Genomic DNA, 26,990 nt, shown 5'->3' on the forward strand with positions numbered 1-26,990 from the left:
TGGACGACAACAAAGGGTATCCCCATGCGCCTCACCGTCGATGGGCAGTCATTCGACATCAACGCCGATCCCGACATGCCGCTGCTGTGGGCGTTGCGCGATCTCATTGGCAAGACCGGACCGAAGTACGGCTGCGGCATCGCCGCCTGCGGCGCCTGCACCGTACATGTCGACGGTCAGCCGGTGCGCTCCTGCTCGCTCCCGGTCGGCGAGGTCAGCGGCGCCGTCACCACCATCGAATGCATCGGCACGGCGGACAAGCTCCATCCCGTGCAGCAGGCATGGATGGAGGAACAGGTCGCGCAATGTGGCTACTGCCAGGCCGGCCAGATCATGAGCGCGGTGGCGCTGCTCGACGAGGTTGCCGATCCGAGCGACGCCGACATCGACGACGCGATGGGCGGCAATCTCTGCCGCTGCGGCACCTATCCGAAGATACGCTCGGCCATCAAGAAGGCCGCTGCGCTGAAGACTGCGGGCCTCTGACCGTGGCCAGTGTCGCAAAGATCGCCCGCCGCACGTTCCTGATCGGCGCCGCTGCCGTCGCTGGCGGCGTGGCCGTCGGCTACTACTATTATCGCAAGCCGTTTGCGAACCCGCTTGAGGTCGATCTCGGCAAGAGTGAAGTGACGTTCAACCCCTATGTGAAGATCGGCGCCGACAACATCATCACCGTCGTCGCGCCGCGCGCCGAGATGGGGCAAGGCATCTCGACGACGCTGGCCGTCATGGTCGCCGAAGAACTCGATGTCGGTCTCGATCGGGTCAAGGTCGAACACGGCCCGGCCTCCTATGCCTATTACAACGCCGCGATCCTCGAAGAGGGCGGCCCGTTCGCCTTCTTCGACGAGAGCATGACCGCGCAGGTGGTACGCTCAGGTCTCGGCGTGGTCGGGAAGCTCCTTGCTATCCAGGCTACCGGCGGCTCGGCTTCGGTGCGCGACGGTTTCGACAAGATGCGCCAGGCCGGCGCCGCAACCCGGCAATTGCTGGTCGCGGCGGCAGCGCAGAAACTCGGCGTTGCCGCCGCAGATCTGGAAACGGCCGATGGGTCGATCCTGCATAAGGCGTCTGGCAAGTCGCTGACCTATGGCGCGGTTGCCGCGGCTGCCGCCGCCATGGCGCCGCCGGCCGAAGTCAGGCTCAAGGACCGAGCCGACTGGAAACTGCTGGGAAAACCGCAGAAGCGCATCGACATGCTGGCCAAGGTCACCGGAGCACCGATCTTCGGCATCGATGTCAGGCTGCCGGACATGCTCTACGGCACGGTCAAGATGAGCCCGCGCTTCTGGGCCAAGCCGGTCAAGGCGGATCTCGCCAAAGCCGAGAAAATGCCCGGCGTGATCAAGATCGTGCCGCTCGAGACGAATTACGGTCACGGCTTCGGCATCATCGCGCAAAATACCTGGGCTGCCTTCAAGGCGGCCGACGCCATCGATGCCCAATGGGCGGATCCCGAATATCCGCTCAGCAGCGCTGCCATTTCCGATGTGCTGAGACAGGCGCTCGGCACCAAGGGCTCGGCGATGCGCGACAATGGCGATGTCGATACCGCCTTCGCCGACGCGCCGCGCGAAAGGATGGTCGAGGCAGACTATGCGGTGCCCTATCTGGCGCATGCGACCATGGAGCCGATGAACGCCACGGCGCGGTTCAAGGATGGTGCCGTCGACATCTGGTGCGGCAACCAGGCGCCGACCCTGGTGCGGCAGCTTTGCGCCAATGTGGTCGGAATCGAGCAGGACAAGGTCACCGTCCACACCACCTTCATGGGCGGCGGTTTCGGCCGCCGCGTCGAGATGGATTACGCGCTGTGCGCCGCGCTGATGGCGAAGGAGACAGGCGGGCGCCCGATCAAGGTGACCTGGACGCGCGAAGAGGACATGCGCCATGACGCCTACCGGCCGACCGCGGTCGGCAAGTTCCAAGCGCGGCTTGGCGACGATGGCATGCCGGTCGCCGTCGACATGAAGATCGCGTCGCCATCCATGATAGCCAGCACCTTGCGCCGGCTGTTCCCCTCGATCTCGCCGCTTGGACCCGACAAGAGCATCGTCGACGGGGCCTATGACCAGCCCTACACCATCCCGAATTATCGGGTGAGCGGTGTCGCCGCCCCTGTCTCGATTCCTGTCGGCTCCTGGCGATCGGTCGGCAGTTCGATCAACGGCTTCTTCCATGAGGGCTTCATGGACGAGATCGCCACAGCGGCCAAAATCGATCCGGTCGCGATGCGCAAGAAGCTGATGGCCGCCTATCCCGCGGCGGTGAAGGTGGTGGAAAAAGTCTCGGCGATGGCGAAATGGGGCGAGGCGCTGCCCGCCGGCAAGGCCAAGGGCATGGCCTTCACGCTGTCCTTCGGCAGTTGGGTCGGCGAGATCGTCCAAGTAGCGGATACGCCCGCCGGCATCCGCATCGAGAAGGTATGGATCGCCGCCGATGTCGGTACCGCGCTCGATCCGGGCATCATCGAGGCACAGCTGATTTCCGCCGCCATCTACGGTCTTTCAGCGGCCATGGGACAGGAGATCACCTTCGCCGACGGTATGGTCGAACAGTCGAACTTCCACGATTTCGACGCCATGCGGATCTTCCAGTGCCCGGTCTTCGAAGTCGCCATCCTGGAAAATTTCCACAAGATGGGCGGCGTCGGCGAGGTTGGCACTCCGCCGGCGGCACCGGCGCTGGCCAATGCCATCTTTGCGCTCACCGGCAAGCGCATCCGCACGCTGCCTTTGTCGAAAACGGTGGCCTTCGCATGAAGAAGCTCCTCATCATGCTGACGCCTGCTGCCATGCTCGTTCTCGCGGCGCCGTTCGCAACCGCACAGGAGAGCCAAACACCACCGAGCCAGACGGTCGACACGACCAAGGGCCTGTCCGAATGGCACAAGATTTATGCGGTGTTCTCACATCCGCGCTGCGCCGATTGTCATGTCGCCGACGACCGGCCGCGCTGGTCTGGTGCGCACTATGGCAGCACGCGCGTGCACGCCTTCAATGTCCGGCGCGGTGAGGACGGATCGGGCTTCGGCAATCCTGGTCTGCGCTGCACGCCTTGCCATTTCTCAAGCAATTCCAATGAGTTACACGGACCGCCCGGAGCCGAGAACTGGCGTCTGGCGCCGGCCGAGATGGCCTGGTTCGGGAAATCCTCTGCCGACATCTGTGCCCAGATCAAGGACCCGGCGCGCAATGGCGGTCGCAGTTTGGACGATATCGCGCTGCATGTTCGCGACGACAGGTTGGTCGGCTGGGGCTGGGCGCCGGGGTCGAACCGTGAGCCGGCTCCGGGCTCGGCCGAAGCAACCTTTCAAGCGATCGAAAACTGGATGGCGGTGGGTTCACCTTGCCCGGTGCCGTAATGGTCTTGCAACTTTAAGGCTATATTGCAGTGCAACTTTGATGTAGAAACGCGCTTCGCCGATCACGGCAAATTGAACACGGCCTGGCGCGCACCCATATCGGCGACGCGCCCGCGTTATGAGGACGCTGGCCGAATCCGCAGTGGAAAAAACGACGATGAGAATCAGGTTTCACAAGCTTGCAGCCGTTGTTGTGCTCATTGGTTTCGCGGCCTGGATGACGACAGGCGAGTTTTCGTCGGTCGGCAGCGTCGCCGCCAACAAGGCCAAGGCTGCCGAAGTCGAGAAGGGCAAGGCGCCGGACGCGAACAAGCCCAAGGCTGCCGAAGCCGAGCTGAAGGCACCGTTGCGCACCGTCGCTGTGGTGACGCCGCCGCGCAAGACCTATGCGCGCGCCATCCGCATTTCCGGGTTGACCGAAGCCGATAAACGGGCGGTGCTGGGGACGCGCGTTGCCGGTGTCATCGACAAGTTGCCGGTCAAGCAGGGCCAGCACGTCAAGACCGGCGATCTGGTGCTGATGCTTGCCGCCGAGGAAAAGATCTCGATGGTCGACAACGCCAAGCAATTGGTTGTGCAGCGCCAGGCCGAGTTGGACGCAGCTCTGCGACTGATGAAGTCAGGCAATTTGCCGAAGCTGCAGCTCGATACGGCGCGCTCGAACCTGACATCGGCGCAGTCGCTGCTGGAAACGGCACAGGCCTTACTCGAGCGCAATGAGGTGAGGGCACCTTTCGACGGCGTCATCGACCGGGTGCCGGTGGAACTCGGCAGTTCCATCATGGAGGGCGGCGAGGTGGCAACCATCCTCAAGCTCGATCCGGTGATTGCCCGCGGCGAGATCAGCGAGCGCGACCTCGGCTACCTCAAGCTCGGCGACAAGGCCAATGTTCGGCTGGTCAGCGGCCAGACGGTCGAAGGCACCGTGCGCTACATCAGCCGCGACGCGTCGTCGGCGACCCGCACTTTCCGCGTCGAGGTGGCGATCCCCAATGGCGACGGCTCCGTGCCGGCCGGCATGACGGCGGAAATCGCGCTCAACGCGCAACCGACCGACGCGGTCGTGCTGCCGCGCTCGGTGGTGACGCTCGGCGACAAGGGCGACCTCGGCATTCGCGCCGTCGGCAAGGACAACAAGGTGGCGTTCTTCCCGATCGACCTCGTCGACGACACGCCGACCGGCCTCGTGCTCGGCGGCATCCCGGCTGACGCGCGCATCATCGTCGCCGGCCAGGAACTGGTGAAGGAAGGCGATCAGGTCAATCCGGTCGAGGCCGACCAGGCGACCCTGCGGAAGCTGCTGGGCGAGGCGACCGCCGGGACGCAGTAGCAGGGGTCGCGACGGACCACCCTGGGCGGGGACAATCGGCTGCGACGCAGCTCCTGAAATTCGAAAACAGGCGTTAGCCATGGATATCGTCAGACTCGCAATCAACAATGCCCGCCTGACCATCTCGGTGCTGGTCTTCCTTCTGCTCGCAGGCTGGGTCGCTTATCAGTCAACGCCAAAGGAAGCGGAACCCGACGTTCCGATTCCGATGATGTATGTCAGCCTGATCTATCAAGGCATTTCGCCCGAGGATTCGGAGCGCCTTCTGCTGCGGCCGATGGAAAGCAAGCTGAAGAGCCTGAAGGGCCTCAAGGAAATGCGCTCGGCCGCCTTCCAGGGCGGCGGCTATGTGCTGGTCGAGTTCCAGCCGCAGACCAACCTGGCGACGGCACTGCAGGACACGCGCAGCAAGGTGCAGGACGGCAAGGCCGACCTGCCGCAGGCGGCTGAAGAACCTGTTGTTACCGAGGTCAATATCTCCGAATTCCCCGTCCTCGTCGTCACGCTGTCAGGCGAATTGCCCGAGCGTGTGCTGACCGCTGCCGCGCGCGAACTGCGCGACCGCATCGAAGAAGTGCCCGGCGTTCTCGAAGGCTCGCTGCAGGGCGCGCGTGACGACCTCGTCGAGGTTGTCATCGACCCGATGAAGCTGTCGTCCTACGGGCTGCAGCTCGATCAGCTGATCGGTGCGGTCGGCAACTCCAACAGCCTGGTTGCCGCCGGCAATATCGAGGGCTCCGAGGGCAAATACGCCGTCAAGGTGCCGTCGCTGATCGAGACGCCCGAGGATGTGGCGGCGCTGCCGGTGGTCGCCGGTCCCAATGCCGTGGTTCAGGCCAAGGACATCGCGACGATCCGCTCCACTTTCAAGGATGCTGAGACGGTGACCCGCCTCAACGGCAAGCCGGCCATCGCCATCGAAGTGAAAAAGCGCATCGGCGCCAATCTGATCGACACGCTCGCCAAGGTGAGGGAGGTCTCCGACGCTTTCGTCAAGACCATGCCGCAAGGCATGAATGTTACTTACACGCAGGACAAGTCGGTCTTCGTCAACCAGCTGCTCGGCGATCTGCAGAACCATGTGATGATCGCCGTCATCCTGGTGTTCATCGTCATCCTCTACGCGCTGTCCGGCCGTGCCTCACTGTTGATCGGCCTGGCCATTCCATCATCGTTCCTGATCGGCATCCTGTTGCTTGCGATGATGGGCTACACGATCAACATGATCGTGCTGTTCAGCCTGATCCTGGCAGTCGGCATGCTTGTCGACGATGCCATCATCGTCACCGAATTCGCCGAGCGGCGGATGGGCGAGGGCATGCCGAAGGCGGAAGCTTTCGCGCTTGCCGCCAAGCGCATGGCCGGTCCGGTCATCGCCGCGACGATGACGCGCATCGCCGCCTTCTCTCCGCTGCTGTTCTGGCCGGGCATCATCGGCGACTTCATGAAATACATGCCGATCACGCTGATCGTCACGCTGTCGGCCTCGATGCTCTACGCGCTGGTGTTCGCGCCGACGCTGGGGGCGATCTTCGCCAAGGCGCCCGAGCACCATGCGGACGACAATCGCGACGGCTGGTACATGGCCATCGTCAAGCAGGCGGTGCGCTTCCCCATCACCGTGCTGGTGCTGACGGTGGCGCTGCTGTGCGGCGTCGGCTTTGCCTATTCGAAATATGGCGCCGGCGTCGAGTTCTTCCCCAGTGTCGAGCCAGACTACGGCCTGCTCTACGTGCACGCTCGCGGCAACCTTTCGCTGGCCGAAATGGATACCGCGACCAAGACTGCCGAAAACAGGCTACTCGGCTGGCCCGGCATCAAGTCGGTCTACACCCGCGTCGGCAAGACCCAGGGCGGCGGGCAGGACGTCCCGGAAGACGTGGTCGGCGTTATCCAGTATGAATTCATCGACTGGCGCGAGCGCAAGTCGGCGAACCAGATCCTGAACGATTTGCGTGGCGTCATGGCCGGTATTCCCGGCGTCGATGTCGAGGTTCGCGTGCCCGAAGCCGGCCCGCCAACCGGCAAGCCGATCCAGATCAGGCTTTCGGCGATCGATCCCAAGGGGCTCGACGACAAGGCGCGCGCCGTCGCGGCCCGCATTGCCAAGGTTCCCGGCGTCATTGACATTTCCGACGGCCTGCCGCCGCCCGGCGTCGACTGGGCGCTCGAGGTCGACCGCGCCAAGGCGGCGCAGTACGGCATCAGCCCGACTTCGGTCGGAACGGTGGTGCAACTGGTGACCAACGGGCTGAAGCTCTCGGAATACCGGCCGGCAGGTGCCGACGATGCCGTCGACATCAGGCTGCGCCTGCCCGAAGACCGGCGCACGCTGTCGACGCTCGACGAACTCAGGGTGCAAACCTCGCAAGGCTCGGTGCCGATCTCGAATTTCGTCGTGCGCAAACCCGAGCCGACCGTCGGTATCCTCAACCGGATCGACGGCGCCCGTACGGTGGTCGTCCAGGCAAACGTCGCCGCCGGCACCCAGGTCGCGGCCGTGCAGCAGGAGGTCACCAACGCTGTCGCCGATATGGATCTCGGCAGCGGCATACGCTGGAAGCTGGCCGGTTCCAACGAGGACAGCGCGGAGGCCAGCGCCTTCCTCGGCAAGGCCTTTGGCGCGGCGATCTTCCTGATCTTCCTCGTGCTTTTGATGCAGTTCAACAAATTCACCAGCGTGCTGATGGTGCTGTCCTGCGTGGTCATGGCGACGATCGGCGTGTTCCTGGGACTGCTGTTGACGGGAGAGGCCTTCGGCATCGTCATGTCGGGTATCGGTGTCATCGCGCTGGCAGGCGTGGTGGTGAACAACAACATCGTGCTGATCGATACCTATGACCGGCTGCGCGAAGAAGGCTGGGACAAGATGGAGGCGGTACTGCAGACCTGCCGCGAACGGGCCCGCCCGGTTGTGCTGACGGCGGTGTCGGCGATCCTCGGCGTGCTGCCGATCGCCTTTGGCCTCGGTCTCGAAATCTTCCATCACGAGACGACCATCAATGCGCCGTCGACGCAATGGTGGATATCGCTGTCGTCGGCGATCGTCTTCGGCCTGTCCTTTGCGACCTTGCTGACGCTGGTGGTGACGCCGTCGATGCTGATGATCTTCACGCGCAGCAAGAACAGCCGCTTCTACGCGTTTTTCCGTCGCCTATTCCGGCGCGACAAGGGAAAGGTTTCGTCGACCGACACGCCGGATACGGATGTGAGCGACGAGCCGGCTGTCGCCTTTCCGAAGGCAGCCGAATAGACCTGCCTGCGAACCTCTGACGCAAAGGCCGCCCGGAACAACCGGGCGGCCTTTTGCATTGTTTTCCCAGAGCAATGCGAAGCCTTGTGTCCAGGGCCACGCAAGCGCCCGCCGATGTGCATGTCAGGCCGCTTTCGTAACGCCATTCACCGTGGTGATGCCGATGTCCTCGAGAGCCTCGGCGACCGCCCGATCCAGGGGCGTGTGCGGGATCGCTCCGATGATGCCTTCCAGCCTTGCCGAGGCCAGCCGATGCGGTTCGAAGCGGAGATAGGACATCGACACGATCTCGCGCCACATCGCCACGAACGGGCTGCCGGCGCGCAGCACCCACCACGGCATCGAGGTCATCTTGAGCGAGCGGCCGAGCGCCTTTTCGGCTGCGGCCTTGATCTCAAGGTCGGTGACGGCATGGCCGGGAAAATTGAGCGCTTCATAAGGGCCGAGCTTGTCGAGTTTTCCCGCCAGGCCGACGAAGGCCTTGGCGAAGTCCGGCAGATAGGCCCATTCATGCACCAGATCGACCGGGCCGGGCGCGGTATGGATGCCCTTGTTCATCTTGGCGGCGACGACCAGATCGAACCATGACCCGCTGCCGGTGCCGCCGAAGAAGTCGCCGGCCCGCAAGAGAATAGTGCGGACGCGGTCCGCGTCCGCCTCGCGGCGGAAGAGGTCTTCCATGGCACAGCGGATGCGCCCCTTTTCCGTCGTCGGGTGGAAGGGCGTGCCCTCGGTGATCACCGCCGGCATCGGCGAGCCGTAATTGTAGACGGTGCCGGGGAAGAGGTGCAGCGTGCCGTTCGCATGGCAGGCGGCCATGACGTTCTCGGCCATCGGAAGGCACTTGCCCCAGTCGGTGTAGATCGGGTTGAGGCCGTTGAAGATGATATCGACGCCTTGCGTGGCGCGGATGAGGGCTTCGCGGTCGAGTGCGTCGCCGGCAACGGCCGTGGCGCCCTTGAGTTCGGCCGGCACCTTGGCGCTGCGGGTAATTGCACGGACATCATAGCCGGCATCGATGAAGGCCCTGGCGACCACACGGCCGAGCCGGCCATTGGCACCGAGAATTGCGATCTTGGTCATTTTTCGTCTCCGTGTCGATGTTTGCAGCTCGAAGATGGTCCCCTCGCACACGAATGGAAATTGACCACGCGTGGGGATTTGATATTCATGAATGAATGAGAGAAATCGACTGGAACCTGATCAAGAGCTTTGTCACCGTGGCGGAGACCGGCAGCCTGTCGGCCGCCGCTAGGAAGCTCTCGGCCAGTCAGCCGACGCTTGGCCGCCATATTGCCGAGCTCGAGCAGACGCTTGATATCACGCTGTTTCGGCGTGGGCGGCGCGGCTATGAACTGACCGAAGCCGGCAGCACGCTGTTCGAGCGCGGCAAGGCGGTCAGCGAGCAGGCAAGCGCCTTTTCCCTGCTGGCGCTGGGGTCGGTCGAGGCTATCGAAGGCACGGTGCGTATTGCCGCCAGCGAGGTGGTGGCGGCTTATGTGCTGCCGGAGATAACGGGGCGGCTCGGCATCGAGGAACCCGGCATCGAGGTCGAGATCGTTGCCTCGAACCAGGTCGAGAACCTGTTGCGCCGCGATGCCGACATCGCCATTCGCATGGTCAAGCCCGGGCAGAACGAGTTGCTGGCGCGCAAGGTCTGCGATATCAGGCTCTGCGCCTGCGCGGCCAGATCCTATCTCGACAGGCGCGGCCGCCCGCTGCAGCCTGCCGACCTTGTCGAGCACGCCCTTATCGGCTTCGACCGCAGCGACGAGATGATCAGGGGCTTCACCCAGTATGGCATCCCTGTCACCCGCAACAGCTTCCGCTTCAGGGCCGACAACCAGATCGTCTTGTGGGAAGCTGTGCGGGCGGGAAACGGCATTGGTCTCGCCCAGGAGCCGCTGGCCGACCGCGATCCATTGATCGAAAAGGTGCTGCCTGGCCTGCCGCTGCCGGTGCTACCGGTGTGGCTGGCCATGCATCGCGACGTGCGCACCAGCGTGCGCATCCGCCGCATGGCGGATTTCCTCTACGAGGAACTCAAACGCTATTCGGCCGGCGTGGCGTCGGGAGCGAATTCGGCGCGGTGAGCAAGCCCGGCCATCAGCAGCACGACGACCAGCAGCGCCGACATGGCAATGAAGATCGGGCCGAAGCTGAAATGCTCGGCAACGAATCCGATCGCCGACGGCGCCACCAATATGCCGGAATAGCCCATGGTGGTGACCACGCTCATGCCGGTGCCCGACGACATGCCTTCCTGGTTGCCGCCGGCCGAAAAGATGATCGGCACCATGTTGGCGATGCCGAAGCCGCACAAGGCGAAGGCCGCGATGGCAAGCCAGGGCGAGGGCGACAGTCCGGCGATCAGCATGCCGGCTGCAGCGACGAGCGCCGACGCGCGCAACGTCATCACCGCGCCGAGGCGGTTGCGAACGCCGTCGCCGAAGAAGCGCATGATCGCCATGACACCGGAGAAGGCGGCATAGGCAAGACCGGCAACGGCAAGGTCTGCACCGAGTTCCTGCCTGAGATACAGTGCCGCCCAGTCGAGCACCGCGCCTTCGGAAATCATCGTTAGCAGCGCCATCAGGCCGACGAGGTAGACCAGCGGATTTGCCGGCAGCGCGAATTTATGATGCTCGGTCGCCTGCGGCCTGTCCTCGGCGACCAGATGGCGAACCGCCACCGCGATCACCGCGAAGGCGAGCGCCGTCACCACCGCCGCGTGGGCGAGGTGGCCGTAGTGCTGGATGGCAAAGCCGCCGAGGCCGCCGCCGGCGAAACCGCCAAGGCTCCAGAAGCCGTGCGAGGACGACATGATGGCGCGCGAGAGCCGCCTTTCGACCACCACCGCATTGGCATTCATGGCGACGTCCATGCCGCCGATCGAGCCGCCAAAGATGAACATGGCGATGGCCGCCAGCGGCACGTTGGGGGCCAGCGCCACCACCAGCAGGCCGAGGCTGCCGCAAAGGCCGAACCAGCGCAGCACGGTGCGCGAACCATGTTTCGAGATCAGGTGGCCGCACCAGGTCATGGCGGTGACCGCGCCGGCGCCGAACAGGAGGATCAGCAGGCCAAGTGTGAACTTGGTGATCTCCAGCCGGGTCAGGAACACCGGAATCTGCGGCGCCCAGCTGCCGGTGAGGAAGCCGTTGGCGAGGAAAATGGCTGCCACGGCCCATCGTCCGCGAATGGCAGTCAGCATGGCATTTGACGCGTTCATAAGGCGAATCCGGTCAGAAAATGGCTTCGCGCGGCAAATTAGATCGATTCAATCTCCAGTCAAGCAGTCTCTCGGAGAAAGCGTTTGTGCCAAACTTGGTCGTGGAAGTGATCGAGGGTGTCGGCAGTAACCTAATGGTCCCGAGGGCGCCGTGCCTCGAATTCAGCCTTCTTGGCATCGGATGCCTCAGTCTGGTTGAGCGCCTGCCATTCGGCATAGGGCATGCCGTAGACGATCTCGCGCGACTGGTCCTTGGACAGGCCGACGCCTTCGGCCTCGGCTGCTTCGCGATACCAGTTCGACAGGCAGTTGCGGCAGAAGCCGGCGAGATTCATCAGGTCGATGTTCTGCACGTCGTTGCGCTCGCGCAGGTGTTCGACCAGCCGGCGAAAGGCCGCAGCCTCGAAATCGCGCTTCTGCTCGTCACTGAGTTCGGTCATCGAAACCTCCTTGCGGCTCTACAACGGTCCGGTTCGGGAGCCGAATTGCTTGACCACATGTATATCGGGACGGCGGTCGATCGCGTCAACGATCGGCGCCAGGCGCTGCGCCCAGGCGATCGCGCCCTCCTGGTCCGATATCAGATCCTGGCGGATCTCGATCAGCGCATGAGCGAAGCCGTTGACGATGGCGTGCTTGTACATGGTATCGCCGCGCAGCGCACCGTCATAGGGTTCGTTGTCGCCGACCACGAGGCTCTTGTCAGCGGCCAGCATGTCGATCAGCGGCCGCGCCACCCGGTCATCCCGATCCCACAGGATACCGACATGCCAGGGACGTTGGATCCCTTGCAGGACCGGCGTGAAGGAATGCACCGAGAAGATGAAGGGGGTCTCGGCAGAGGCCTGCGCCACCGAGGCAATCATGGCGCCGACGGCGTCGTGATAGGGCCGGTAAAAGGCGTCGAGCCGCCTTTCGCGCTCCTCGGCAGCAATCGGGTAGTTCCCGGGCACGACCGTGCCGTCATAGAGCTGGCGAATGAGCGTCGGATCGTCTTCTCCGCGATTGGGATCGATCAGCAGCCGCGAGAAATTGGCGAGCACCGCAGGCACGCCGAGCAAGGCAGCCAGTTCGCGCGTCACCGCCTCGACGCCGATATCATAGGCGATGTGACGGTCGAACTCAGCCGCCGGCAGGCCGAGGCTGCCATAGTCCTCCGGCAGATCGCGGCGGGCATGGTCGCCCAGAAGCACGATGCCTCGCTTGCGGTCGCCTTCGACGATGTCGAAAGGCGCGAAAACTGTGGATCGGGTCATTGGCGGGAAATGGTCTGTTCGCTGGCTTCCGGGGAGGGTGCTATCGTCATTCCACGAAGACGACGCTTGCGCAATGCCGTTGTTTGGCCAAGGTTTCCCGGGAAATCTGGCAGAAGTCAGCGAATTGTGCGCCGGAGCCTTTCTAAATCGATTGGAATTGGACAAAACGGCGCGTTGACATGCGCCCGGACTTTTCCGAAAAGGGGCGCAGAGAGATGCAGATGTGGTTCTTGAGGGGTTTTCGGATGGGTTCCGCCGGCAGGCAGCGCAGGCGCTCTGCCTTTGCCATTCCGCTGCTGATCCTTGCCGTGGGCCTGTCGGCGACGGTCATGGCCTCGCCGGCCCGTGCCGATTTCCGTGTCTGCAACGCTACGCAGAACCTGGTCGGCGTCGGCATCGGCTATCGCGCCAAGGCCGGCTGGATCACTGAGGGCTGGTGGCACATCGAAGGATCGAGCTGCAAGACGCTGATCGAAGGGCCGCTGTCATCAAGGTTTTACTATCTTTATGCAGAAGACGCCGAACGCGGTGGGCGCTGGGACGGCCCGATCAACATGTGCGTGGCTGAAAAAGAGTTCAAGATCGCCGGCGTAACCGATTGCGTCGCCCGGGGCTTTCAGCGCGCCGGATTCCAGGAATATGACACGGGCGAACAGGCAAGCTGGATGGTCCAGCTGACCGATGAGCCCGCAACGGGAGGCGCTCCAGCCACCCCGGGAACAAACAGTCAATGAGACGTAGCCGCAAGGTCAAGATCCTAGCCACCATCGGTCCGGCCTCCTCGTCGGAGGAGATGCTGAAGAAATTGTTCGAAGCGGGCGCCGATGTGTTCCGCATCAATATGAGCCATACCGATCACGAGCTGATGCGCACGCTGGTCGGTCGCATCCGTACCGTCGAGGAAGCGGTCGGCCGGCCGATCGGTATTCTGGCCGACCTGCAAGGCCCGAAGCTGCGCGTCGGCAAGTTCGCCAATGGCAAGGAAGTGCTGACTGTCGGCCAGACCTTCACGCTCGACAACAATCCCGAGCCGGGCACATCAACCAGGGTCTACCTGCCTCATCCGGAAATCCTGAGCTCGGTCGAAGCCGGTCATCGCTTGCTGATCGACGACGGCAAGCTCGAATTGAAGGCGGTGAGAAGTGACGGCAAGTCGATCGTCTGCACGGTCATTGCCGGCACCACGATTTCCGACAAAAAGGGCGTCAGCCTGCCTGATACCGACCTGCCGGTCGGTGCGCTGACCGAGAAGGACCGCAAGGACCTCGATGCAGTGCTGTCGACAGGCGTCGACTGGGTCGCGCTGTCGTTCGTGCAGCGGCCGGAGGATCTGGCCGAAGCGCGCAAGATCGCGCGCGGCCGGGCACTGATCATGGCCAAGATCGAAAAGCCGCAGGCCGTTGCGCGGCTGGCCGAGATCATCGAACTGTCCGACGCGCTGATGGTCGCCCGTGGCGATCTCGGTGTCGAAATGCCGCTCGAGGCGGTGCCCGGCATCCAGAAGCAGATCACGCGCGCTGCACGCCGCGCCGGCAAGCCGGTTGTGGTTGCAACGCAGATGCTGGAATCGATGATCACCGCTCCCGTGCCGACCCGCGCCGAGGTGTCGGATGTTTCGATCGCCGTCTTCGAAGGCGCCGACGCCATCATGCTGTCGGCGGAGTCGGCCGCCGGCGCCTATCCGGTCGAAGCGGTGGCGATGATGGACCGCATCGCCACCAAGGTCGAAACCGATCCGACCTATGCCGGGATCATCAACGCGCAGCGCTCCGAGCCGGAAGCAACCGGCGCCGACGCCATTTCGCTGGCCGCCCGCGAAATCGCCGAGACGCTGAAACTATCGGCGATCATCACCTATACGGCGTCCGGCACAACCGGCCTGCGCGCCGCCCGCGAGCGGCCGCAAGTGCCGATCATCGCGCTGTCGCCGATCGTCAACACGGCGCGGCGGCTGTCGCTGCTGTGGGGCACGCATTGCGTTGTCTCGCCCGATGCCAGCGACCTCGACGACATGGTCAACCGCGCCTGCCGCATCGCCTTCGACGAAGGTTTCGGCAAGCCGGGCGATCGCGTCATCATCACCGCCGGCGTGCCGCTGAGGACCCCGGGTTCGACCAACATGCTGCGCATCGCCTATGTCGGGTCCGACGTGCAGAGTAGCCGGTAGATAGGTTCGCTTCGCCTGAACGAGCAAGCGTGATCAGGTCGGCGCGAGTTCGGTCTGAGGCACCTTGATGTCGGCGCATTTGCCGGCGCCGTAAGCGTCGCCGGCAATGCGCGCCTCCACGGCCCTGGCCATCGCCTGCAGGTCGATATCCTTGCCGGCGGCCTTCTCGATCGCGCCGACGACCAGGTCGGGGGCAATCCAGTCCGGCTTATGGCCGAGATTGTGCACCCAGACCAGCTCGGCGCCGGCAATGTCGCGGACGAGGCCGACCGAGTGAATCCGCATAGACGACCTTGTCGCGGTCGCCCGAAATGACCACGGTCGGCGCCTTGATCTCGGCGTAGTGGGGGGCGGCACCGAGGGCATAGCGATAGAGCCCGGCGACGTCGGTGGCGTTGGCGCGAAAGGCCGGTGGCCGCAACACCAGCGGGATCGAGGCCGTGGCGAGATAATTGTCCGGCACCTTGTTGGGCGAGAAGACGCAGGTCGTGGCATCAGCCATCTGCAGCGTTCCCGCGGGATAGCTCAACGTCTCGGAGAACAGCCAGCCGATCACCGGAATGGTCGTCAGATCATAGTACCAGGAGGTTGCGCCGCCGGGCCAGGGATGGGTCGCCGGCGCAAGAAAGACCAGCCCAAGCGTCTTGTCGGCATGCTCGCGGCCAAACGCGGTGGTCGCGGCGGCGCCGAAGGAATGGCCGACAACGACAGCTTTCTTCATGCCGAGACGATCCATCAGCGCGGCGATGGTGTTGGCCTGGGCCGACGGGCTTTCGTTGTTGCCCGGGCCACGCCCCGACCAGCCGAACCCCGGCCGGTCGAAGAACAGCATTTCGGCGCGGCCTTCGAGCAACGGCCGCAGCGGCGGCATCTGATCCCTGAGATTGGCGCTGGCGCCATGTATGAAGACGATAGGCGGCAGGGTGGCGTTCGCAGGCGCCGGAACATGCACAAAGTGGATGCGGGCGTCATTGATGTCGGCGAAGTCGCCGATCGGCGGATTGCGCCGCTCGATCAGCCATGAGCCGACGCGGGTGACACCAACAAGGCCGAAGACAAGCGCCATCAGGAAGGCGAGGGCAGCGTAGATCAGGTTCATGCGGGGAAAATACGGGCTGGAGCGGAATTAGTTCTGGGGCATGCTGATGTTCAGGTGGGGCTGGCCTGCATACGGCCGGGCCTGACCTGAATCTCAGCATACCCCGGCTGGGAGATCAGAGGCATCAAATGCCTTCGCCGGCAAGCTCTTCCGACAGTGAGGCGACCTGGTCCTGGGCGCTGCGCATCATCGGATAGATGGCCAGCACCTTTTGCCAGGCCTCGAGCGCCGATTGCTTGTGGCCGGTCAGGGCCATGATCTGCGCCAGGCCGGACAGCGCTCCGAAATGGCGCGGCTCGAGCTGCAGCGTATGGTCGATGTCGGACATCGACTTACCATAGTTCTTCATCATGAAATGCACGGTGGCGCGCCGGTTCCAGCCTTCGGCATAGGTCGGCTGCAGGGTCACCACCTGATCGAGGAAATCGAGCGCGACATCGAACTTCTGGCCTTCGATGGCCTTTTGCGACCACATCATCATCAGGTCGATCGAGGCGCTGCCGGATTGGAACCACTCGTTCCAGATGTTGCCAGCAATGCGCTCGGCAGCCTTTTCGTTGCGCTCGTGCTTCAGGTCGCTGAACAGCTGGTCGAGATGGGCCTGTTTCGTCATCACCGGCGGTGGGGCATCCGGGGCCGCCGGCGCAGCCGCCTGATCATCCGCCCGAGCCGGTAAGGCGACGGCACCGGAAACGAGGAAGATCGCCAGAAATGCAAAAAGAATCCGCATCGCCCGACTCTAATCCCGGGCGGCGGAACATCAAAGTGATTTTAGCGTGAGAAGGTCGGCGGACCGACGACAAGCATCAACCGGCGGAGGCACGAAGCCTCCGGCCGAAAGCTCAGCCTTGGCGTGCCTTGTAGCGCGGGGCGGTCTTGTTGATGATGTAGACGCGGCCCTTGCGGCGAACCAGCTGGTTGTCGCGATGACGCGCCTTCAGCGCCTTGAGCGAATTCTTGATCTTCATGGTCTTGCCTGTCGGTGTGGACCCGGTCCGGGTCGAAATTTTAAGGCGCGCCAGAAGACGCGCCTTTGAACTGTGGGTGGCTCATAAACGAGGAGCCTTGTCCGTGTCAACCGCAAGCGTGCTCTATAACAGGGCGAACCCGCCATATCATCAAATATCCGCCATGTCGGCCTGGCGGCATTGCGCGGCCTCCAGCCGGCTGGGATGATGCGGCGGCCATGAAGTGATTTGGGGATGAATATGCGCCGAATTTTCCTGTCCGCCTGCCTTGTCTTGCTGGCGGGAGCTTCGGCTGCCCGGGCGCAGGAATGCGACCGCAGCGACGACAGCCAGCAGATGATGAACATCTGTGCCGGGGTGGACTACCAGGCAGCCGACGCCAGGCTGAACAAGGCCTACCAGGACCTCATCAGCTCGGATGATGCCGACAGCAAGAAGTTGCTGCAGGCGGCGCAACGCGCCTGGATCGCCTTCCGCGACGCCGAATGCGCTCACTCGACCGCGGCCAGCGCGGGCGGCTCGATCCATTCGATGGAAGTTTCGCAATGCCTGACCAGAATGACCAATGACCGCACCAAGCAGCTCGCTGCCGCGGCCAATTGCGAGGAGGGTGACGCGAGTTGCGCCAGTCCTGACGAGGACGAGAGCGGTGACGTACAATAACGCGGGTTTGTGAAGTCAGGCGCGAAGGCTGACCCGGGTGAAATGGCCCATCTTGCGGCCGGGCCGGGGCTCGGCCTTGCCATACAGATGCAGCATCAGATCGGGCTCGGCGAGCAATTCGGCGACACGCAGCACATCGTCACCGATCAGGTTTTCCATCACGCAGTCAAAATGGCGCTTCGGGTCTCCCAGCGGCAAGCCGGCGACGGCGCGTATGTGCTGCTCAAACTGCGAGACGATGCAGGCGGCTTCCGTCCAATGGCCGGAATTGTGCACCCGCGGAGCGATCTCGTTGGCCAGCAGCGAACCGTCGGGCAGCACGAAGAACTCGACGCCGATGACGCCGACATAGTCGAGCGCCGACAATATCTTCGATGCTGCCGCCTGTGCCGCAGCGGCTGTCTCGGGCCTAATGGCGGCCGGCAAGGTCGATGTGTGGAGTATGCCTTTGCGGTGGACATTTTCGGCCGGATCGTAGGCGGCGACGGCGCCGTCCAGCCCTCGCGCCGCGATCACCGAAATCTCGCGCTCGAACGGCACGAAGCTCTCCAGGATCAGCGGTACATTGCCCATCGCCTCGCAAGTACCGGCGAAACCGCCAGCCTCCATGTTGCGGAAGACGCGCTGGCCCTTGCCGTCGTAGCCCATGCGCCGCGTCTTCAGGATGCCGCTGCCGCCAAATGCTTTCAGCGCCGCCGTCAGCTCGCCGTCATTGTCGACGGGGCGGAAATCCGCCGTGGCAATGCCGATGCCATTGAGGAATGTCTTCTCGCTCACCCGGTCCTGCGCGACTTCAAGCGCGCGAGCCGGCGGATAGACCGGAACCTTGGTGGTCAGTGCGCTGGCAGCCGCAACCGGCACGTTCTCGAACTCGTAGGTGATGACGGAGCTTGCCGCAGCCAGCTCGGCAAGTGCGGCCGAGTCGTCATAGGCAGCCGTTATCTGCCGGTTGGCGACCTGTGCTGCGGGGCAATCCGCTTGCGGCTCCAGCACCACCGTGCGGTAGCCAAGGCGAGCGGCCGCCATCGCCAGCATGCGGCCGAGTTGGCCGCCGCCAATGATGCCGATGGTCGATCCAGCGGGCAGGCTCACGGTGCATCCGTCGGTTCGACCGCGACCTTGGCGGTCTGCGAGGCGCGCCAGGCATCCAGCCGCGTCGCAAGCTTGTCGTCGTAAAGCGCGAGCACGGCGGCAGCCAGAAGTGCAGCGTTGGTCGCACCGGCCCTGCCGATGGCCAGCGTTCCGACGGGAATGCCGGCCGGCATCTGGACGATGGAGAGCAGCGAATCCTGCCCCGAGAGCGCCTTCGATTCCACCGGCACGCCGAACACCGGCAGCGGCGTCATCGCAGCGGTCATGCCGGGCAGGTGCGCCGCGCCGCCGGCACCGGCGATGATCACCTTGTAACCGGCAGCCTTGGCGCCCTTGGCGAATTCATAGAGACGGTCGGGTGTGCGATGCGCGGAGACGATCAGCCGCTTGTGCGGGATGCCGAGCGCCTCCAGCGTTTCAGCCGCATGGCGCATGGTCGCCCAGTCGGACTGGCTGCCCATGATGATGGCGACATCGGCGCGTTGATCGTCCAAGTCCTTGCTCCCCGGCGACAAAGGCGCGCCTTAGCGGAATTCGGGCGAAGCCGCAAGGATACGTGGCGGACGCTGTCGTTCGGCAAGACGAAAAGTGCTCCTCTGGAGCCGAGATATCAGATGCCGCCGCGCTCGGCCTCTGGTGTCGAGACCAGCAAGGCCGAAGCGGCGTTGGCGGCGGTGACGGCGGCCCGCACGGCCTCGCCACGGGCAAGTGCCGCGGCCAGCGCACCAACGAATTCATCGCCCGCGCCATGCGTGCTGCCGACCTTGACCGGGATGGCTGGCAACGCGAAGGCCGCACCGCTCCGGTCGCAACAAGCGACGCCCTCGCCGCCCACCGTGACGATTGCGGTTGGGCAGAGATCGACCAGAAGTCGCGCCGCTTGCGCGGCACCTTCCAGTGTTTCGACCACCGCCAGGCCGGTCAGGAATTCTGCCTCGATGGCGTTGACCACCAGGATGTCGACGAGCGCGCTCAGTTCGCTGGAGAGTTTGCGCGCGGGGGCGGCATTGAGCAGGACGCGGCCGCCATGTCTCTTCACCTCGCGTGCGGCGGCAATGTTAGCGGCTTCCGGTACCTCGTTCTGCAAAAGCAGCACGGACGTTTGTGTCACGACCTCGAAGGCGGCCGCGATGTCCCTGTCGCCCAGCGTGAGATTGCTGCCCGAAACGATCACCGCGCCGTAGTCACCGCTTTCGTCGAAGATGGCCACGCTCATGCCGGAGCCGGCGCCCGGCGTCACCCGAACGAAGCGACGGTCGACGCCTGCACGATCGAGATTGGCCAGTAGCGCCGTGCCGAAATCGTCATCGCCGACGGCGCCGATCATCGCCACGCGCATACCTGCCCTTGCCACTGAGACCGCCTGGTTGCCGCCCTTGCCGCCGCATTTCGGGTGCCAGGCATGGCCGGTCACCGTTTCGCCCTTGCGCGGGCGGTCGGGGGCGTCGACCATGATGTCGTAGTGCAGACTGCCGAACACGGTGACCAGCGGCGTTGTCGACAGCGTCATGAGCCCCGGTCTTTTCGTTTCGATGCCACCGCCGACATGGTGCAACCGAGATTGCGCTCGGCGGCCTGGTAGTCGCGCTGCGCCACCGCGACGAACAACGCGTCGAGAATGTTGAGCTGGGCGATGCGCGCCGCCGCGTTCTCCCCCATCAGCGGCGAACCCTGCGCAGTTGAGCACAGCACGACGTCGGCGACCGCGGCCAGCGGCGAGGTGTCGTAGTTGGTGATGGCCAGGGTGCGGGCACCGTTCTTGCGGGCAAGCTGGATGGCGTCGATAACGGCCGACGTATTGCCGGAATGCGAGAAGCCGACGGCGATGTCGTCTGGGCCAAGCAGCGAGGCCGACATCAGCATCATGTGCGAGTCGTCAAAGACATTCGTGCGGATGCCGATGCGCAGGAATTTGTGCGAGACGTCGCGCGCGATCTGCGCCGAACCGCCGACGCCGTAGAAGTCACGAGTCCCGGCGCGGTACAGAAGGTCGGCGGCGCGGTCGAAATCCTCGATATTGAGGATGGCCAGCGTCTCCTCCAACGCCTGGATGGAGGTGCGGAACACCTTCTGCACGATCTCGGCCGAACTGTCGTCCGACGACAGTTCCTGGTGCATCTCGGCGGTAGGCAGCCGGCTGTATTCATAGACGGCGGTACGGAAGTCGCGATAGCCGGAGAAGCCGAGCTTCTTGGCGATCTTGACGACCATCGCTTCCGACACGCCGGATTCCTCGGCGATCTGCTTCAGCGGAACGCTCTCGTCGAAGCCGCGCCGGCCAAAGACCGTTTCCACCACCTTCGCCTCCAGCGGTGTGAGATGCGGCATCATCATGCGGATGCGCGGTCCCACCGCCTTCAGGTCCAGCCCGCTCAAGGTCATCCAAGCCCCCTCGTCATAAGTCAGGCCCGAGCATGATTTCCTGGATGATGGCCTGCGACGTCACGGCGTCCTGGCGCCCGATGGCGGCCGACAGCCGGTTGTCCTGGTCGATCCGGTCGACGACCCGCAGCATGCGCGTGACGGTGGCAATATTGACCTCGCACTCATGCACCGGATCGAGACCGGTCATGTCGGGGAAGGTATCGAAATAGATGGCGCCGGCGTAGCCGTCCCTGCGGATCTGCCGGAGCAGTTCGATGGTCTGCAGCGTATGCACGGCGCCGACCATCAGGCCGTCGTCGCGTTTGGCGTAGCCATCATTGAGATGTACGCCGAGCAGTTTGCTGTGGCGTGCCACCAGGGCGGCGGCGAAGGCCGGCTGCTCGTCGGCATAGAGCACATGGGCGAAATCGAGCGTGACGCCGAGATTGGGCAGGCCGACTTCGCGGATTGCCAGCAAGGTCGTCGCCGCGTCCGGCATCAGGCTATAGGAGCGCGGCTCGTTGGGCTTGTACTCCAGGCTGATCTGGCAGCCGGGGTCATGGGTCGCAACTTCACGAATTCCGTCGATTTCGTGCTGCCAGAGAGTCGCATAATCGGCCTGGAAGGCGTAATCGAATCCGTCCTGTCCGAGCCACAGCGTCATTAGATTGGCGCCGGCCTCGCGTGCGGCGTCGATGCCGGCCTTGGTCAGGTCGATGGCTTCACGGCGTACCGCCGGATCCGGATTGGTGAACGCGCCGAGCTTGAAGGCCGGGTTGGAGTAATAGCGCATGGCGAAACCATTGATGGAAAGGCCAAGGTTGCCAAGGTTCCGCGCGATTTCAGCCGGCCTTTCGCTGACATGGTCGGGGAAATTCAAATCGAGGTCGGTCAACCCGGCAACTTTCGCGGCGCGCGCGGCCATCTGCATCAGCGACGGTTTGCCGGTGAGGTGAGGCCATTCGGCCTGTGGCCGTGAGGCAAAGGAATTCAGGCGCGTGGCGAAACGATTGGCTGTCATGATCGACCCTTCAACGTTCATAACTTCACACAAGAACAAATATTTGTAAAGTTATTGTTTGGAGGGGCTCGTGAGAATTGGCAATCCGGTTCGCCGCGCAATGCGCAGGCACCATAGGGTGGAGAGCGTGTCAGGCGTGGTTTCAGTGGGCGGGAGCTGTCCTCACACCGCCGCCTTGCGGAAGCGGGCGACGAAGTCGTCGAGTTCGGGGCGCTCCATGTCGGAGATCGCCCAGTAGGAGAACGCGCCGTCGCTCCAGTGCACCAGCGAGAAGCCGCCTGACGAAAGGTCGACAGGTGCTGTGATGCCGCCGCCCTGCTGCGGTTCGGCGACCAGCGTGATCAGATGCTCACGGTGGCGGTAGACCAGCGCCGGTACCGGCCGGTCGGCGATCACCTCGACCCGGCCGCCGATCAATGCGTAGCCATCCTGGGCGAGGTCCGGCGCCGGCGGCGACACGCCGATCCGGGCATCGAGCCACGGCTTCACCGTGTGGCGGTCGGACGAGACGATGTCGATCGGGCTCGCCGCAAGCAGGCTGCGGCGATGGCCGCTGGCGACCGCCGCGGCAAAGCTGTCGGACACGCTGTTGACCATCACCCATTGCGTCGCGCCGCTTGCCAGCACGGCGCTGATCATGATCGACGCTGCCATGGCACGCCAGTCGAACGAGCCGAAGCGGCGCGCCCTTGGCAGGACCCGTGCCTGCGACGGACGTGTTCCTGCGTCTCGCCTCTGGCCTCCACCGATGGAGGCAATCAACCCTGGTTGTGCCGGCGGCGCGCCCTGCTGCGGCTCCGCCGGCTCGTTTTGCGTCTGCTGTGTCGTGGCTGACATACCGATCACCGCGATGCGGGCCTGAAAGGCATCGCTGACATCGGGGCGCGGCAAGCGGCTGACTGCCGCATGCAAGGCGACGATGCGAGCGTGCTCGTGGGCAAGCTGCGGGTCGGCGGCGATGCGCCGCTCCACCGCCAGCACTGCAGCCGCGTCAAGCTCACCATCAACGAGGGCATGGATCATCAGCCTGATACCTTCGGGATCGTTGGGCAGTCCGTCGTCATGGTTGGTCATGGCGCTCTCCCCAGTTCAGACACAAGCAGGCCGCGGGCACGGGCCAGCCGCGACATCACGGTGCCCATCGGCACGCCGAGCATCGCCGCTATCTCGCGATAGCTGAGGCCGTTGATATCGCGCAGCACCAGCGTCTCGCGAAACGGCTGCGGCAGTGCCGCGATCGCCGCCTCCAGTGCCGCCGTGTCGGCCCTGGCGATCAGGCTCGCCTCCGGACCGTCTTCGTCCGGCAGCCTGGTACCGTGCGCCGCTGCCATCTCGTCGAGATCGCCGAGGTCGCCGACGGCGAGCATGGCGCGCGGCCGGTTGCGCGACATCCAGGTGTAGGCGGTGTTGCGCACGATGGTCAGCAGCCAGGCGCGGGCATTGCCGCCGGCGTAACCGGCAATGCCGGCATGTGCCTTCACGCAGGCCTCCTGCACAACATCCTCGGCATCGGCGGCATTGCCGGTCAACCAGCGGGCGAGCGCAAGCGCATCGCCGAGATGGGGCAGCACCACCTCACCGAAGCGCTCGGCCAGGGCCTTCTCGCTCAACACCGCAGCATGATCCGGCACTCCGGGAAGGTTCTGCCATGCGCCCTCAAGGCGCGACGGTGATCTTGCCCTGCATGTGCGGGTGGAGCCCGCAGAAATAGGCAAAGTCGCCTGCTTTGGTGAAGGTGAATTCATATGTGTCACCGGTGTCAAGCGCCTTGGGGGAGGGACTGACGACGATCATGCACTCCGGCGCGAGACGACAGCTGGTGCCATGGTCGCTGTCATCCTCGCAATGATGGGGCATGTCAGGCTCCTCAACGCCTGCAATGGCGTATGTCGAGGAGACTTGTTCCAGTGATGGTTTATTCCCACCGCATGCAAATGCGGCCGTTCACAGTCGCGTGATCAGCCGGTCGTAGCCGGTGCATTTTTGGATGTATGTCGGTTTGGCGCTCAATCCGGCCAGCGCAATGAGCCGGATGAATCCTTGCGGGCAGGCTTCATGGCGTCGACGGGCCGGTCGGCCGCGGTCAATACGGTTCGCAGCCTTTCGGCGACGATCTCCGCTTCGCCAGGGTGCAGATTGCACGGGTCGAGGAAGAAATGGCCGCGCTCCACCTCGTGGTTGCGCACGATGATGGGCGGCGGGCCTGCCGCCAGGGCCGAGGCGAGGCCGGCGGCGGTGAACCGGCTCTCGGGCGACACGAAGATCTGCAGCCGGTCGAGCGGATTGGCGGTCGGATCAGGGATGATCTGCGTAACGATGCCCGGCAGTCCCTGCAACGTGTCCTTCCATATGTTGAGGGCTGCTTCCTCGCGCCGGCGGATGCCGGCATGGTCACGCTTTTCCCAGGCTTCCAGTGCCGCCATGGCGCCGGCGATGCTCTCCTTGCCGACCTTCATGGCGCGTGCGACGCCGCGGTTCTGCAGATAGGCGGCGCGCACCAGATCCTTGCGCCCGGTGACGATGCCGCTGGTCGGTCCGCTGAGGAATTTGTGTCCGCTGTAGATGACGATGTCGGCGCCGCGCTCCAGGAAGCCGCGCAGATCATACTCGGAAGCGGCGTCGACAATCACCGGGACGCCCTTGGCGTGGCAGATTTCGCAGAATTCCTCCAGCGACAGCATGCCGTACTGCACTGTGTGGTGCGCGACGACATAGAGGCCCGCCGCCGTGCGGTCGCGGATCGCGTCACGCACATGATAGTCCTGGGTCACGCTGACCGTGCCGGCGGCAATGGTCCTTGCTCCGGCCAGCCGGATCGACTGGTCGATCGGCGCGCCGTAATTGACGATGTGGCCGAGCTGGACGATGACTTCAGACTTGAGACCCTCGGTGTCGTCCGGCAGGCGCTCGATGGCGAGCAGATTGGTTCCCGTCATCGCGCCGGCGATCGCCATGGTGATGCCGCTGGCGCAGCAAGCGGTGATGAAACCGGCCTCGCCACCGGTGAGGCGGGCAACGACCGTGCTTGCGGCGCGCTGCAGATCGTCCATCTCCACCCATTGCGAAGCCATTTCAGCCATGGCGCTGATCGCTTCCGGGACGATGATCGATGCGCCAAGCGCAGTCATCGTGCCGGAAACATTGATGATCGGGCGAAGGCCGAGCCGTTCGCGGATGGTGGTGTTGGAGCCGTCGGCGGAATAGGTGTTCATCTCTCGGATTCCATTTCTAAAGGTCAGGCGGCGATCTCGACGACCGCCTCGATTTCGACGGTGATATTTCCGGGCAAGGAGCCGACCCCGATCGCCGAGCGGGCATGACCGCCGATATTGTCGAAGACATCGGCGAACAGGTCGGAACAACCGTTGACCACCTTTGGGTGATCGCTGAAGGTCGGTGTCGCGTTGACGAAGCCGAGCAGCTTGACGATGCGCACGATGCGACCGAGGTCGCCGGCGGCCGCGTGCATGACGGCGAGGAGATTGAGGCCAGTGAGGCGGGCATGCTGATAGGCCTCCTCGACGGTGACATCGTCTCCCACCTTGCCGGTGAACAGCGTGCCGTCGGCCCGCAGCGGTCCTTGACCGGACAGGAAAATCAACCGCCCGCTTTCGGCATGGGTGACGAAGTTGGCGATCGGGGTCGGCGGCTCGGGCAGCGTCAAGCCGAGTTCGGCGAGCCGGATGTAGGGCGTCATCAAATGCTCCTTGCGAACAGCTTTCGCTGTCCAGTGTCAGAAATGCGAGGCGCGAAAGCGCGCCAGGAAAGTGCGGAGGCGCTCGTTGGTGGTCTCTGCCGCGAGAATCTCCTTCGGTGGGCCGACGGCGCTGACGCCACCATCGGCCATGAAGACAATGCGGCTCGAAGCATCGCGGGCGAAGGCCATCTCATGCGTCACCATCAGCATGGTCATGCCGTCCTCGGCGAGGCTGCGCACGACGGCCAGCACTTCGCCGACGAGCTCGGGATCGAGCGCCGAGGTTATCTCGTCAAGCAACAGGATCTTCGGCTCCATAGCCACGGCCCGCGCAATACCGACGCGCTGCTGCTGGCCGCCTGACAGTTCGGCGGGGAGGCTGTCGGCCTTGTGGGCGAGGCCGACGCGGCCGAGCCAGTGCTCGGCGATCGAGCGCGCCTCGGATTCGCTTTTTCCACGCACCTTGCGCAGCCCGAGCATGATGTTACCGGCCGCCGTCAGGTGCGGAAACAGGTTGAAGCTCTGGAACACCATCCCGGTTTCTGCGCGCATCGCGGCGAGATCGCGTTCGCTGCGGCGCTGACGGGTTCCCGGGTCGCGAAAGCCCACCTCCTTGCCGTCGATGCGGATCGAGCCGCTGTCGTAGCTCTCCAGGAAGTTGACGCAACGCAGCAGGGTGGTCTTGCCGCTGCCCGAGGGGCCGATGACCGTCACCACCTCGCCGCGCGCCACCTGCAAGCTGACCGAACGCAGGACCTGGACGGTGCCAAAGGATTTGGAAACGTCGCTGACGTCGAGAAGGGCCGGGGTGTCGTTCGAACTTGTGGACATCGCTATTCCCGGATGAAGGAGAAACGCCGCTCGAGCTGCCGGCTGGCGAGCGAAAGGGCATAGTTGACCGCGAAGTAGATGAGCGCACCGAGAATATAGAGTGGCATGGCCTCGTAGGTGCGGCCGATGACCTGGTTGATGGCCTGCATCAGGTCGGTGATGCCGAGCAGCGACACCAGTGCGCTGCCCTTGACCGCATCGGTGACGCCGTTGATCCAGGGAGGCAGGAAGCGCCTGAACGCCTGCGGGAAGATGACGTAGGCCAGGCGCTGGCGAAAGGTCAGCCCGATCGCCATCGCTGCTTCCGACTGCCCTTTCGGGATCGAGCCGACTGCACCCCTGAGATACTCGATGACCTGCGCCGTCTTGAACAAAGTGAGAGCAAGCACGGCGGCCCAGAACGACGGCAGATGAAGCCCGATCGCGGGCAGGCCGTAATAGACGAAGAACATTAGCACCAGGATCGGAATGCCGCGGATCGTGTCGCTGAAGATGCGTACCGCCCAGCGCAGCGGCGCGGGACCATAAACCAGGCCGACGCCTAGCAGGACACCGGCGATGAGCGACAGGACCACGACCAGAAGCGACACCCACAAGGTCAAGGCGAAGCCCTGGGCGAGAAACGGCAAGGCATAGGCGATCTGGGTGAGCAT

27 protein-coding genes and 1 pseudogene are annotated in these 26,990 nt (G+C 64.1%); 9 read left to right on the top strand and 19 right to left on the bottom strand.

The window, feature by feature from the left end:
* Positions 1 to 24: 24 nt before the first annotated feature.
* The 5 genes from AC1DZU_RS12445 (at position 25) to AC1DZU_RS12465 (ending at position 7,947) form a co-directional block, all read left to right on the top strand.
* Positions 25 to 486: a (2Fe-2S)-binding protein gene (locus tag AC1DZU_RS12445; RefSeq protein ID WP_477285447.1), complete on the top strand. Its 462-nt coding sequence runs from the start codon at positions 25 to 27 to the stop codon at positions 484 to 486.
* Positions 487 to 488: 2 nt separating this feature from the next.
* On the top strand, positions 489 to 2,762 hold the full coding sequence (locus AC1DZU_RS12450; RefSeq protein ID WP_477284951.1) for a xanthine dehydrogenase family protein molybdopterin-binding subunit: 2,274 nt from the start codon (positions 489 to 491) through the stop codon (positions 2,760 to 2,762).
* A complete protein-coding gene (locus AC1DZU_RS12455; protein ID WP_477284953.1) occupies positions 2,759 to 3,364 on the top strand; it encodes a hypothetical protein in 606 nt (201 codons plus the stop codon). Before AC1DZU_RS12450 ends, AC1DZU_RS12455 begins: the two co-directional genes overlap by 4 nt.
* A gap of 157 nt (positions 3,365 to 3,521) precedes the next feature.
* On the top strand, positions 3,522 to 4,694 hold the full coding sequence (locus AC1DZU_RS12460) for an efflux RND transporter periplasmic adaptor subunit (RefSeq protein ID WP_477284955.1): 1,173 nt from the start codon (positions 3,522 to 3,524) through the stop codon (positions 4,692 to 4,694).
* Positions 4,695 to 4,773: 79 nt separating this feature from the next.
* Positions 4,774 to 7,947, top strand: coding sequence for an efflux RND transporter permease subunit (locus AC1DZU_RS12465; RefSeq protein ID WP_477284957.1), 3,174 nt, complete (start codon positions 4,774 to 4,776; stop codon positions 7,945 to 7,947).
* A gap of 123 nt (positions 7,948 to 8,070) precedes the next feature.
* Here AC1DZU_RS12465 and AC1DZU_RS12470 read toward each other — a convergent pair whose 3' ends face one another.
* Entirely contained in the window at positions 8,071 to 9,030 is a 960-nt protein-coding gene (locus AC1DZU_RS12470) for an SDR family oxidoreductase (RefSeq protein WP_477284959.1), read from the bottom strand.
* 95 nt (positions 9,031 to 9,125) lie between these two features.
* On the opposite strand from AC1DZU_RS12470, the gene AC1DZU_RS12475 reads away from it, so the two are divergent.
* Positions 9,126 to 10,040 carry a LysR family transcriptional regulator gene (locus AC1DZU_RS12475; RefSeq protein WP_477284961.1) on the top strand — a complete coding sequence of 305 codons (915 nt, stop codon included), beginning with the start codon at positions 9,126 to 9,128 and terminating at the stop codon, positions 10,038 to 10,040.
* Here the strand turns inward: AC1DZU_RS12475 and AC1DZU_RS12480 are convergent.
* The 3 genes from AC1DZU_RS12480 to AC1DZU_RS12490 form a co-directional block, all read right to left on the bottom strand.
* Positions 9,998 to 11,179 (bottom strand): MFS transporter, encoded by a 1,182-nt coding sequence (locus AC1DZU_RS12480; RefSeq protein ID WP_477284963.1) that lies wholly within the window; start codon positions 11,177 to 11,179, stop codon positions 9,998 to 10,000. The genes AC1DZU_RS12475 and AC1DZU_RS12480 overlap by 43 nt on opposite strands.
* Positions 11,180 to 11,310: 131 nt before the next feature.
* Positions 11,311 to 11,619, bottom strand: coding sequence for a DUF1244 domain-containing protein (locus AC1DZU_RS12485; protein WP_477284965.1), 309 nt, complete (start codon positions 11,617 to 11,619; stop codon positions 11,311 to 11,313).
* 18 nt (positions 11,620 to 11,637) lie between these two features.
* Complete coding sequence (locus tag AC1DZU_RS12490) at positions 11,638 to 12,435, bottom strand: N-formylglutamate amidohydrolase (RefSeq protein WP_477284967.1); 798 nt, start codon at positions 12,433 to 12,435, stop codon at positions 11,638 to 11,640.
* 329 nt (positions 12,436 to 12,764) lie between these two features.
* Here AC1DZU_RS12490 and AC1DZU_RS12495 point away from each other — a divergent pair, with 329 nt between their 5' ends.
* Positions 12,765 to 13,169 (top strand): DUF1036 domain-containing protein, encoded by a 405-nt coding sequence (locus AC1DZU_RS12495; protein WP_477284969.1) that lies wholly within the window; start codon positions 12,765 to 12,767, stop codon positions 13,167 to 13,169.
* A complete protein-coding gene (gene pyk / locus AC1DZU_RS12500; protein ID WP_477284971.1) occupies positions 13,166 to 14,602 on the top strand; it encodes a pyruvate kinase in 1,437 nt (478 codons plus the stop codon). Before AC1DZU_RS12495 ends, pyk begins: the two co-directional genes overlap by 4 nt.
* 33 nt (positions 14,603 to 14,635) lie before the next feature.
* On the opposite strand, the pseudogene AC1DZU_RS12505 reads toward pyk, so the two are convergent.
* The 3 genes and pseudogenes from AC1DZU_RS12505 to ykgO all read right to left on the bottom strand — a co-directional run bounded on the left by AC1DZU_RS12505 (position 14,636) and on the right by ykgO (position 16,669).
* Positions 14,636 to 15,701 (bottom strand): annotated as a pseudogene (locus tag AC1DZU_RS12505) (alpha/beta fold hydrolase).
* A gap of 124 nt (positions 15,702 to 15,825) precedes the next feature.
* On the bottom strand, positions 15,826 to 16,431 hold the full coding sequence (locus AC1DZU_RS12510; protein WP_477284973.1) for a tetratricopeptide repeat protein: 606 nt from the start codon (positions 16,429 to 16,431) through the stop codon (positions 15,826 to 15,828).
* 112 nt (positions 16,432 to 16,543) lie between these two features.
* Positions 16,544 to 16,669 carry a type B 50S ribosomal protein L36 gene (gene ykgO, locus AC1DZU_RS12515; protein WP_006327841.1) on the bottom strand — a complete coding sequence of 42 codons (126 nt, stop codon included), beginning with the start codon at positions 16,667 to 16,669 and terminating at the stop codon, positions 16,544 to 16,546.
* A gap of 240 nt (positions 16,670 to 16,909) precedes the next feature.
* Here ykgO and AC1DZU_RS12520 point away from each other — a divergent pair, with 240 nt between their 5' ends.
* On the top strand, positions 16,910 to 17,332 hold the full coding sequence (locus AC1DZU_RS12520; protein WP_477284975.1) for a lysozyme inhibitor LprI family protein: 423 nt from the start codon (positions 16,910 to 16,912) through the stop codon (positions 17,330 to 17,332).
* A 15-nt stretch (positions 17,333 to 17,347) separates the two neighbouring features.
* Here the strand turns inward: AC1DZU_RS12520 and AC1DZU_RS12525 are convergent, their stop codons facing one another.
* The 12 genes from AC1DZU_RS12525 to AC1DZU_RS12580 form a co-directional block, all read right to left on the bottom strand.
* Complete coding sequence (locus AC1DZU_RS12525) at positions 17,348 to 18,424, bottom strand: 5-(carboxyamino)imidazole ribonucleotide synthase (RefSeq protein ID WP_477284977.1); 1,077 nt, start codon at positions 18,422 to 18,424, stop codon at positions 17,348 to 17,350.
* The gene (gene purE, locus AC1DZU_RS12530) at positions 18,421 to 18,918 is read right to left on the bottom strand and encodes a 5-(carboxyamino)imidazole ribonucleotide mutase (protein WP_477284979.1); all 498 of its coding nucleotides are present in this window, start codon (positions 18,916 to 18,918) and stop codon (positions 18,421 to 18,423) included. Before purE ends, AC1DZU_RS12525 begins: the two co-directional genes overlap by 4 nt.
* Before the next feature lie 116 nt (positions 18,919 to 19,034).
* Positions 19,035 to 19,934 carry a ribokinase gene (locus AC1DZU_RS12535; protein WP_477284981.1) on the bottom strand — a complete coding sequence of 300 codons (900 nt, stop codon included), beginning with the start codon at positions 19,932 to 19,934 and terminating at the stop codon, positions 19,035 to 19,037.
* Positions 19,931 to 20,806: a MurR/RpiR family transcriptional regulator gene (locus AC1DZU_RS12540; protein ID WP_477284983.1), complete on the bottom strand. Its 876-nt coding sequence runs from the start codon at positions 20,804 to 20,806 to the stop codon at positions 19,931 to 19,933. Before AC1DZU_RS12540 ends, AC1DZU_RS12535 begins: the two co-directional genes overlap by 4 nt.
* Positions 20,807 to 20,819: 13 nt before the next feature.
* Positions 20,820 to 21,809 (bottom strand): sugar phosphate isomerase/epimerase family protein, encoded by a 990-nt coding sequence (locus AC1DZU_RS12545; RefSeq protein WP_477284985.1) that lies wholly within the window; start codon positions 21,807 to 21,809, stop codon positions 20,820 to 20,822.
* 162 nt (positions 21,810 to 21,971) lie between these two features.
* Positions 21,972 to 22,883 carry an anti-sigma factor family protein gene (locus AC1DZU_RS12550; protein WP_477284987.1) on the bottom strand — a complete coding sequence of 304 codons (912 nt, stop codon included), beginning with the start codon at positions 22,881 to 22,883 and terminating at the stop codon, positions 21,972 to 21,974.
* Positions 22,880 to 23,419 carry a sigma-70 family RNA polymerase sigma factor gene (locus tag AC1DZU_RS12555; protein WP_095089628.1) on the bottom strand — a complete coding sequence of 180 codons (540 nt, stop codon included), beginning with the start codon at positions 23,417 to 23,419 and terminating at the stop codon, positions 22,880 to 22,882. The genes AC1DZU_RS12550 and AC1DZU_RS12555 overlap by 4 nt, the downstream gene beginning before the upstream one ends.
* A 46-nt stretch (positions 23,420 to 23,465) precedes the next feature.
* Positions 23,466 to 23,666, bottom strand: a complete 201-nt coding sequence (locus AC1DZU_RS12560) for a plastocyanin/azurin family copper-binding protein (RefSeq protein WP_095089408.1) — start codon at positions 23,664 to 23,666, stop codon at positions 23,466 to 23,468.
* A 149-nt stretch (positions 23,667 to 23,815) separates the two neighbouring features.
* The gene (locus AC1DZU_RS12565) at positions 23,816 to 25,021 is read right to left on the bottom strand and encodes an aminotransferase class V-fold PLP-dependent enzyme (protein ID WP_477284990.1); all 1,206 of its coding nucleotides are present in this window, start codon (positions 25,019 to 25,021) and stop codon (positions 23,816 to 23,818) included.
* Positions 25,022 to 25,044: 23 nt separating this feature from the next.
* Positions 25,045 to 25,506 carry a RidA family protein gene (locus AC1DZU_RS12570; RefSeq protein WP_477284992.1) on the bottom strand — a complete coding sequence of 154 codons (462 nt, stop codon included), beginning with the start codon at positions 25,504 to 25,506 and terminating at the stop codon, positions 25,045 to 25,047.
* Positions 25,507 to 25,542: 36 nt separating this feature from the next.
* Entirely contained in the window at positions 25,543 to 26,337 is a 795-nt protein-coding gene (locus tag AC1DZU_RS12575) for an amino acid ABC transporter ATP-binding protein (protein ID WP_477284994.1), read from the bottom strand.
* A gap of 2 nt (positions 26,338 to 26,339) precedes the next feature.
* Complete coding sequence (locus AC1DZU_RS12580; protein WP_477284996.1) at positions 26,340 to 26,990, bottom strand: amino acid ABC transporter permease; 651 nt, start codon at positions 26,988 to 26,990, stop codon at positions 26,340 to 26,342.

The organism is Mesorhizobium sp. P2_A12 (assembly GCF_056405075.1).

What these genes read in the sequence shown, in the direction of transcription:
- pyk (WP_477284971.1), top strand. Translation starts at nt 13,166, where the DNA reads ATGAGACGTAGCCGCAAGGTCAAGATCCTAGCCACCATCGGTCCGGCC.
- AC1DZU_RS12545 (WP_477284985.1), bottom strand. Translation starts at nt 21,809, where the DNA reads ATGACAGCCAATCGTTTCGCCACGCGCCTGAATTCCTTTGCCTCACGG.
- AC1DZU_RS12485 (WP_477284965.1), bottom strand. Translation starts at nt 11,619, where the DNA reads ATGACCGAACTCAGTGACGAGCAGAAGCGCGATTTCGAGGCTGCGGCC.
- AC1DZU_RS12475 (WP_477284961.1), top strand. Translation starts at nt 9,126, where the DNA reads ATGAGAGAAATCGACTGGAACCTGATCAAGAGCTTTGTCACCGTGGCG.
- AC1DZU_RS12480 (WP_477284963.1), bottom strand. Translation starts at nt 11,179, where the DNA reads ATGAACGCGTCAAATGCCATGCTGACTGCCATTCGCGGACGATGGGCC.
- AC1DZU_RS12570 (WP_477284992.1), bottom strand. Translation starts at nt 25,506, where the DNA reads ATGACGCCCTACATCCGGCTCGCCGAACTCGGCTTGACGCTGCCCGAG.
- AC1DZU_RS12580 (WP_477284996.1), bottom strand. Translation starts at nt 26,990, where the DNA reads ATGCTCACCCAGATCGCCTATGCCTTGCCGTTTCTCGCCCAGGGCTTC.
- AC1DZU_RS12535 (WP_477284981.1), bottom strand. Translation starts at nt 19,934, where the DNA reads ATGACGCTGTCGACAACGCCGCTGGTCACCGTGTTCGGCAGTCTGCAC.
- AC1DZU_RS12470 (WP_477284959.1), bottom strand. Translation starts at nt 9,030, where the DNA reads ATGACCAAGATCGCAATTCTCGGTGCCAATGGCCGGCTCGGCCGTGTG.
- AC1DZU_RS12520 (WP_477284975.1), top strand. Translation starts at nt 16,910, where the DNA reads ATGCGCCGAATTTTCCTGTCCGCCTGCCTTGTCTTGCTGGCGGGAGCT.
- AC1DZU_RS12575 (WP_477284994.1), bottom strand. Translation starts at nt 26,337, where the DNA reads ATGTCCACAAGTTCGAACGACACCCCGGCCCTTCTCGACGTCAGCGAC.
- AC1DZU_RS12565 (WP_477284990.1), bottom strand. Translation starts at nt 25,021, where the DNA reads ATGAACACCTATTCCGCCGACGGCTCCAACACCACCATCCGCGAACGG.
- AC1DZU_RS12540 (WP_477284983.1), bottom strand. Translation starts at nt 20,806, where the DNA reads ATGACCTTGAGCGGGCTGGACCTGAAGGCGGTGGGACCGCGCATCCGC.
- AC1DZU_RS12445 (WP_477285447.1), top strand. Translation starts at nt 25, where the DNA reads ATGCGCCTCACCGTCGATGGGCAGTCATTCGACATCAACGCCGATCCC.
- AC1DZU_RS12550 (WP_477284987.1), bottom strand. Translation starts at nt 22,883, where the DNA reads ATGACCAACCATGACGACGGACTGCCCAACGATCCCGAAGGTATCAGG.
- AC1DZU_RS12510 (WP_477284973.1), bottom strand. Translation starts at nt 16,431, where the DNA reads ATGCGGATTCTTTTTGCATTTCTGGCGATCTTCCTCGTTTCCGGTGCC.
- AC1DZU_RS12455 (WP_477284953.1), top strand. Translation starts at nt 2,759, where the DNA reads ATGAAGAAGCTCCTCATCATGCTGACGCCTGCTGCCATGCTCGTTCTC.
- AC1DZU_RS12560 (WP_095089408.1), bottom strand. Translation starts at nt 23,666, where the DNA reads ATGCCCCATCATTGCGAGGATGACAGCGACCATGGCACCAGCTGTCGT.
- ykgO (WP_006327841.1), bottom strand. Translation starts at nt 16,669, where the DNA reads ATGAAGATCAAGAATTCGCTCAAGGCGCTGAAGGCGCGTCATCGCGAC.
- AC1DZU_RS12460 (WP_477284955.1), top strand. Translation starts at nt 3,522, where the DNA reads ATGAGAATCAGGTTTCACAAGCTTGCAGCCGTTGTTGTGCTCATTGGT.
- AC1DZU_RS12465 (WP_477284957.1), top strand. Translation starts at nt 4,774, where the DNA reads ATGGATATCGTCAGACTCGCAATCAACAATGCCCGCCTGACCATCTCG.
- AC1DZU_RS12490 (WP_477284967.1), bottom strand. Translation starts at nt 12,435, where the DNA reads ATGACCCGATCCACAGTTTTCGCGCCTTTCGACATCGTCGAAGGCGAC.
- AC1DZU_RS12495 (WP_477284969.1), top strand. Translation starts at nt 12,765, where the DNA reads ATGGCCTCGCCGGCCCGTGCCGATTTCCGTGTCTGCAACGCTACGCAG.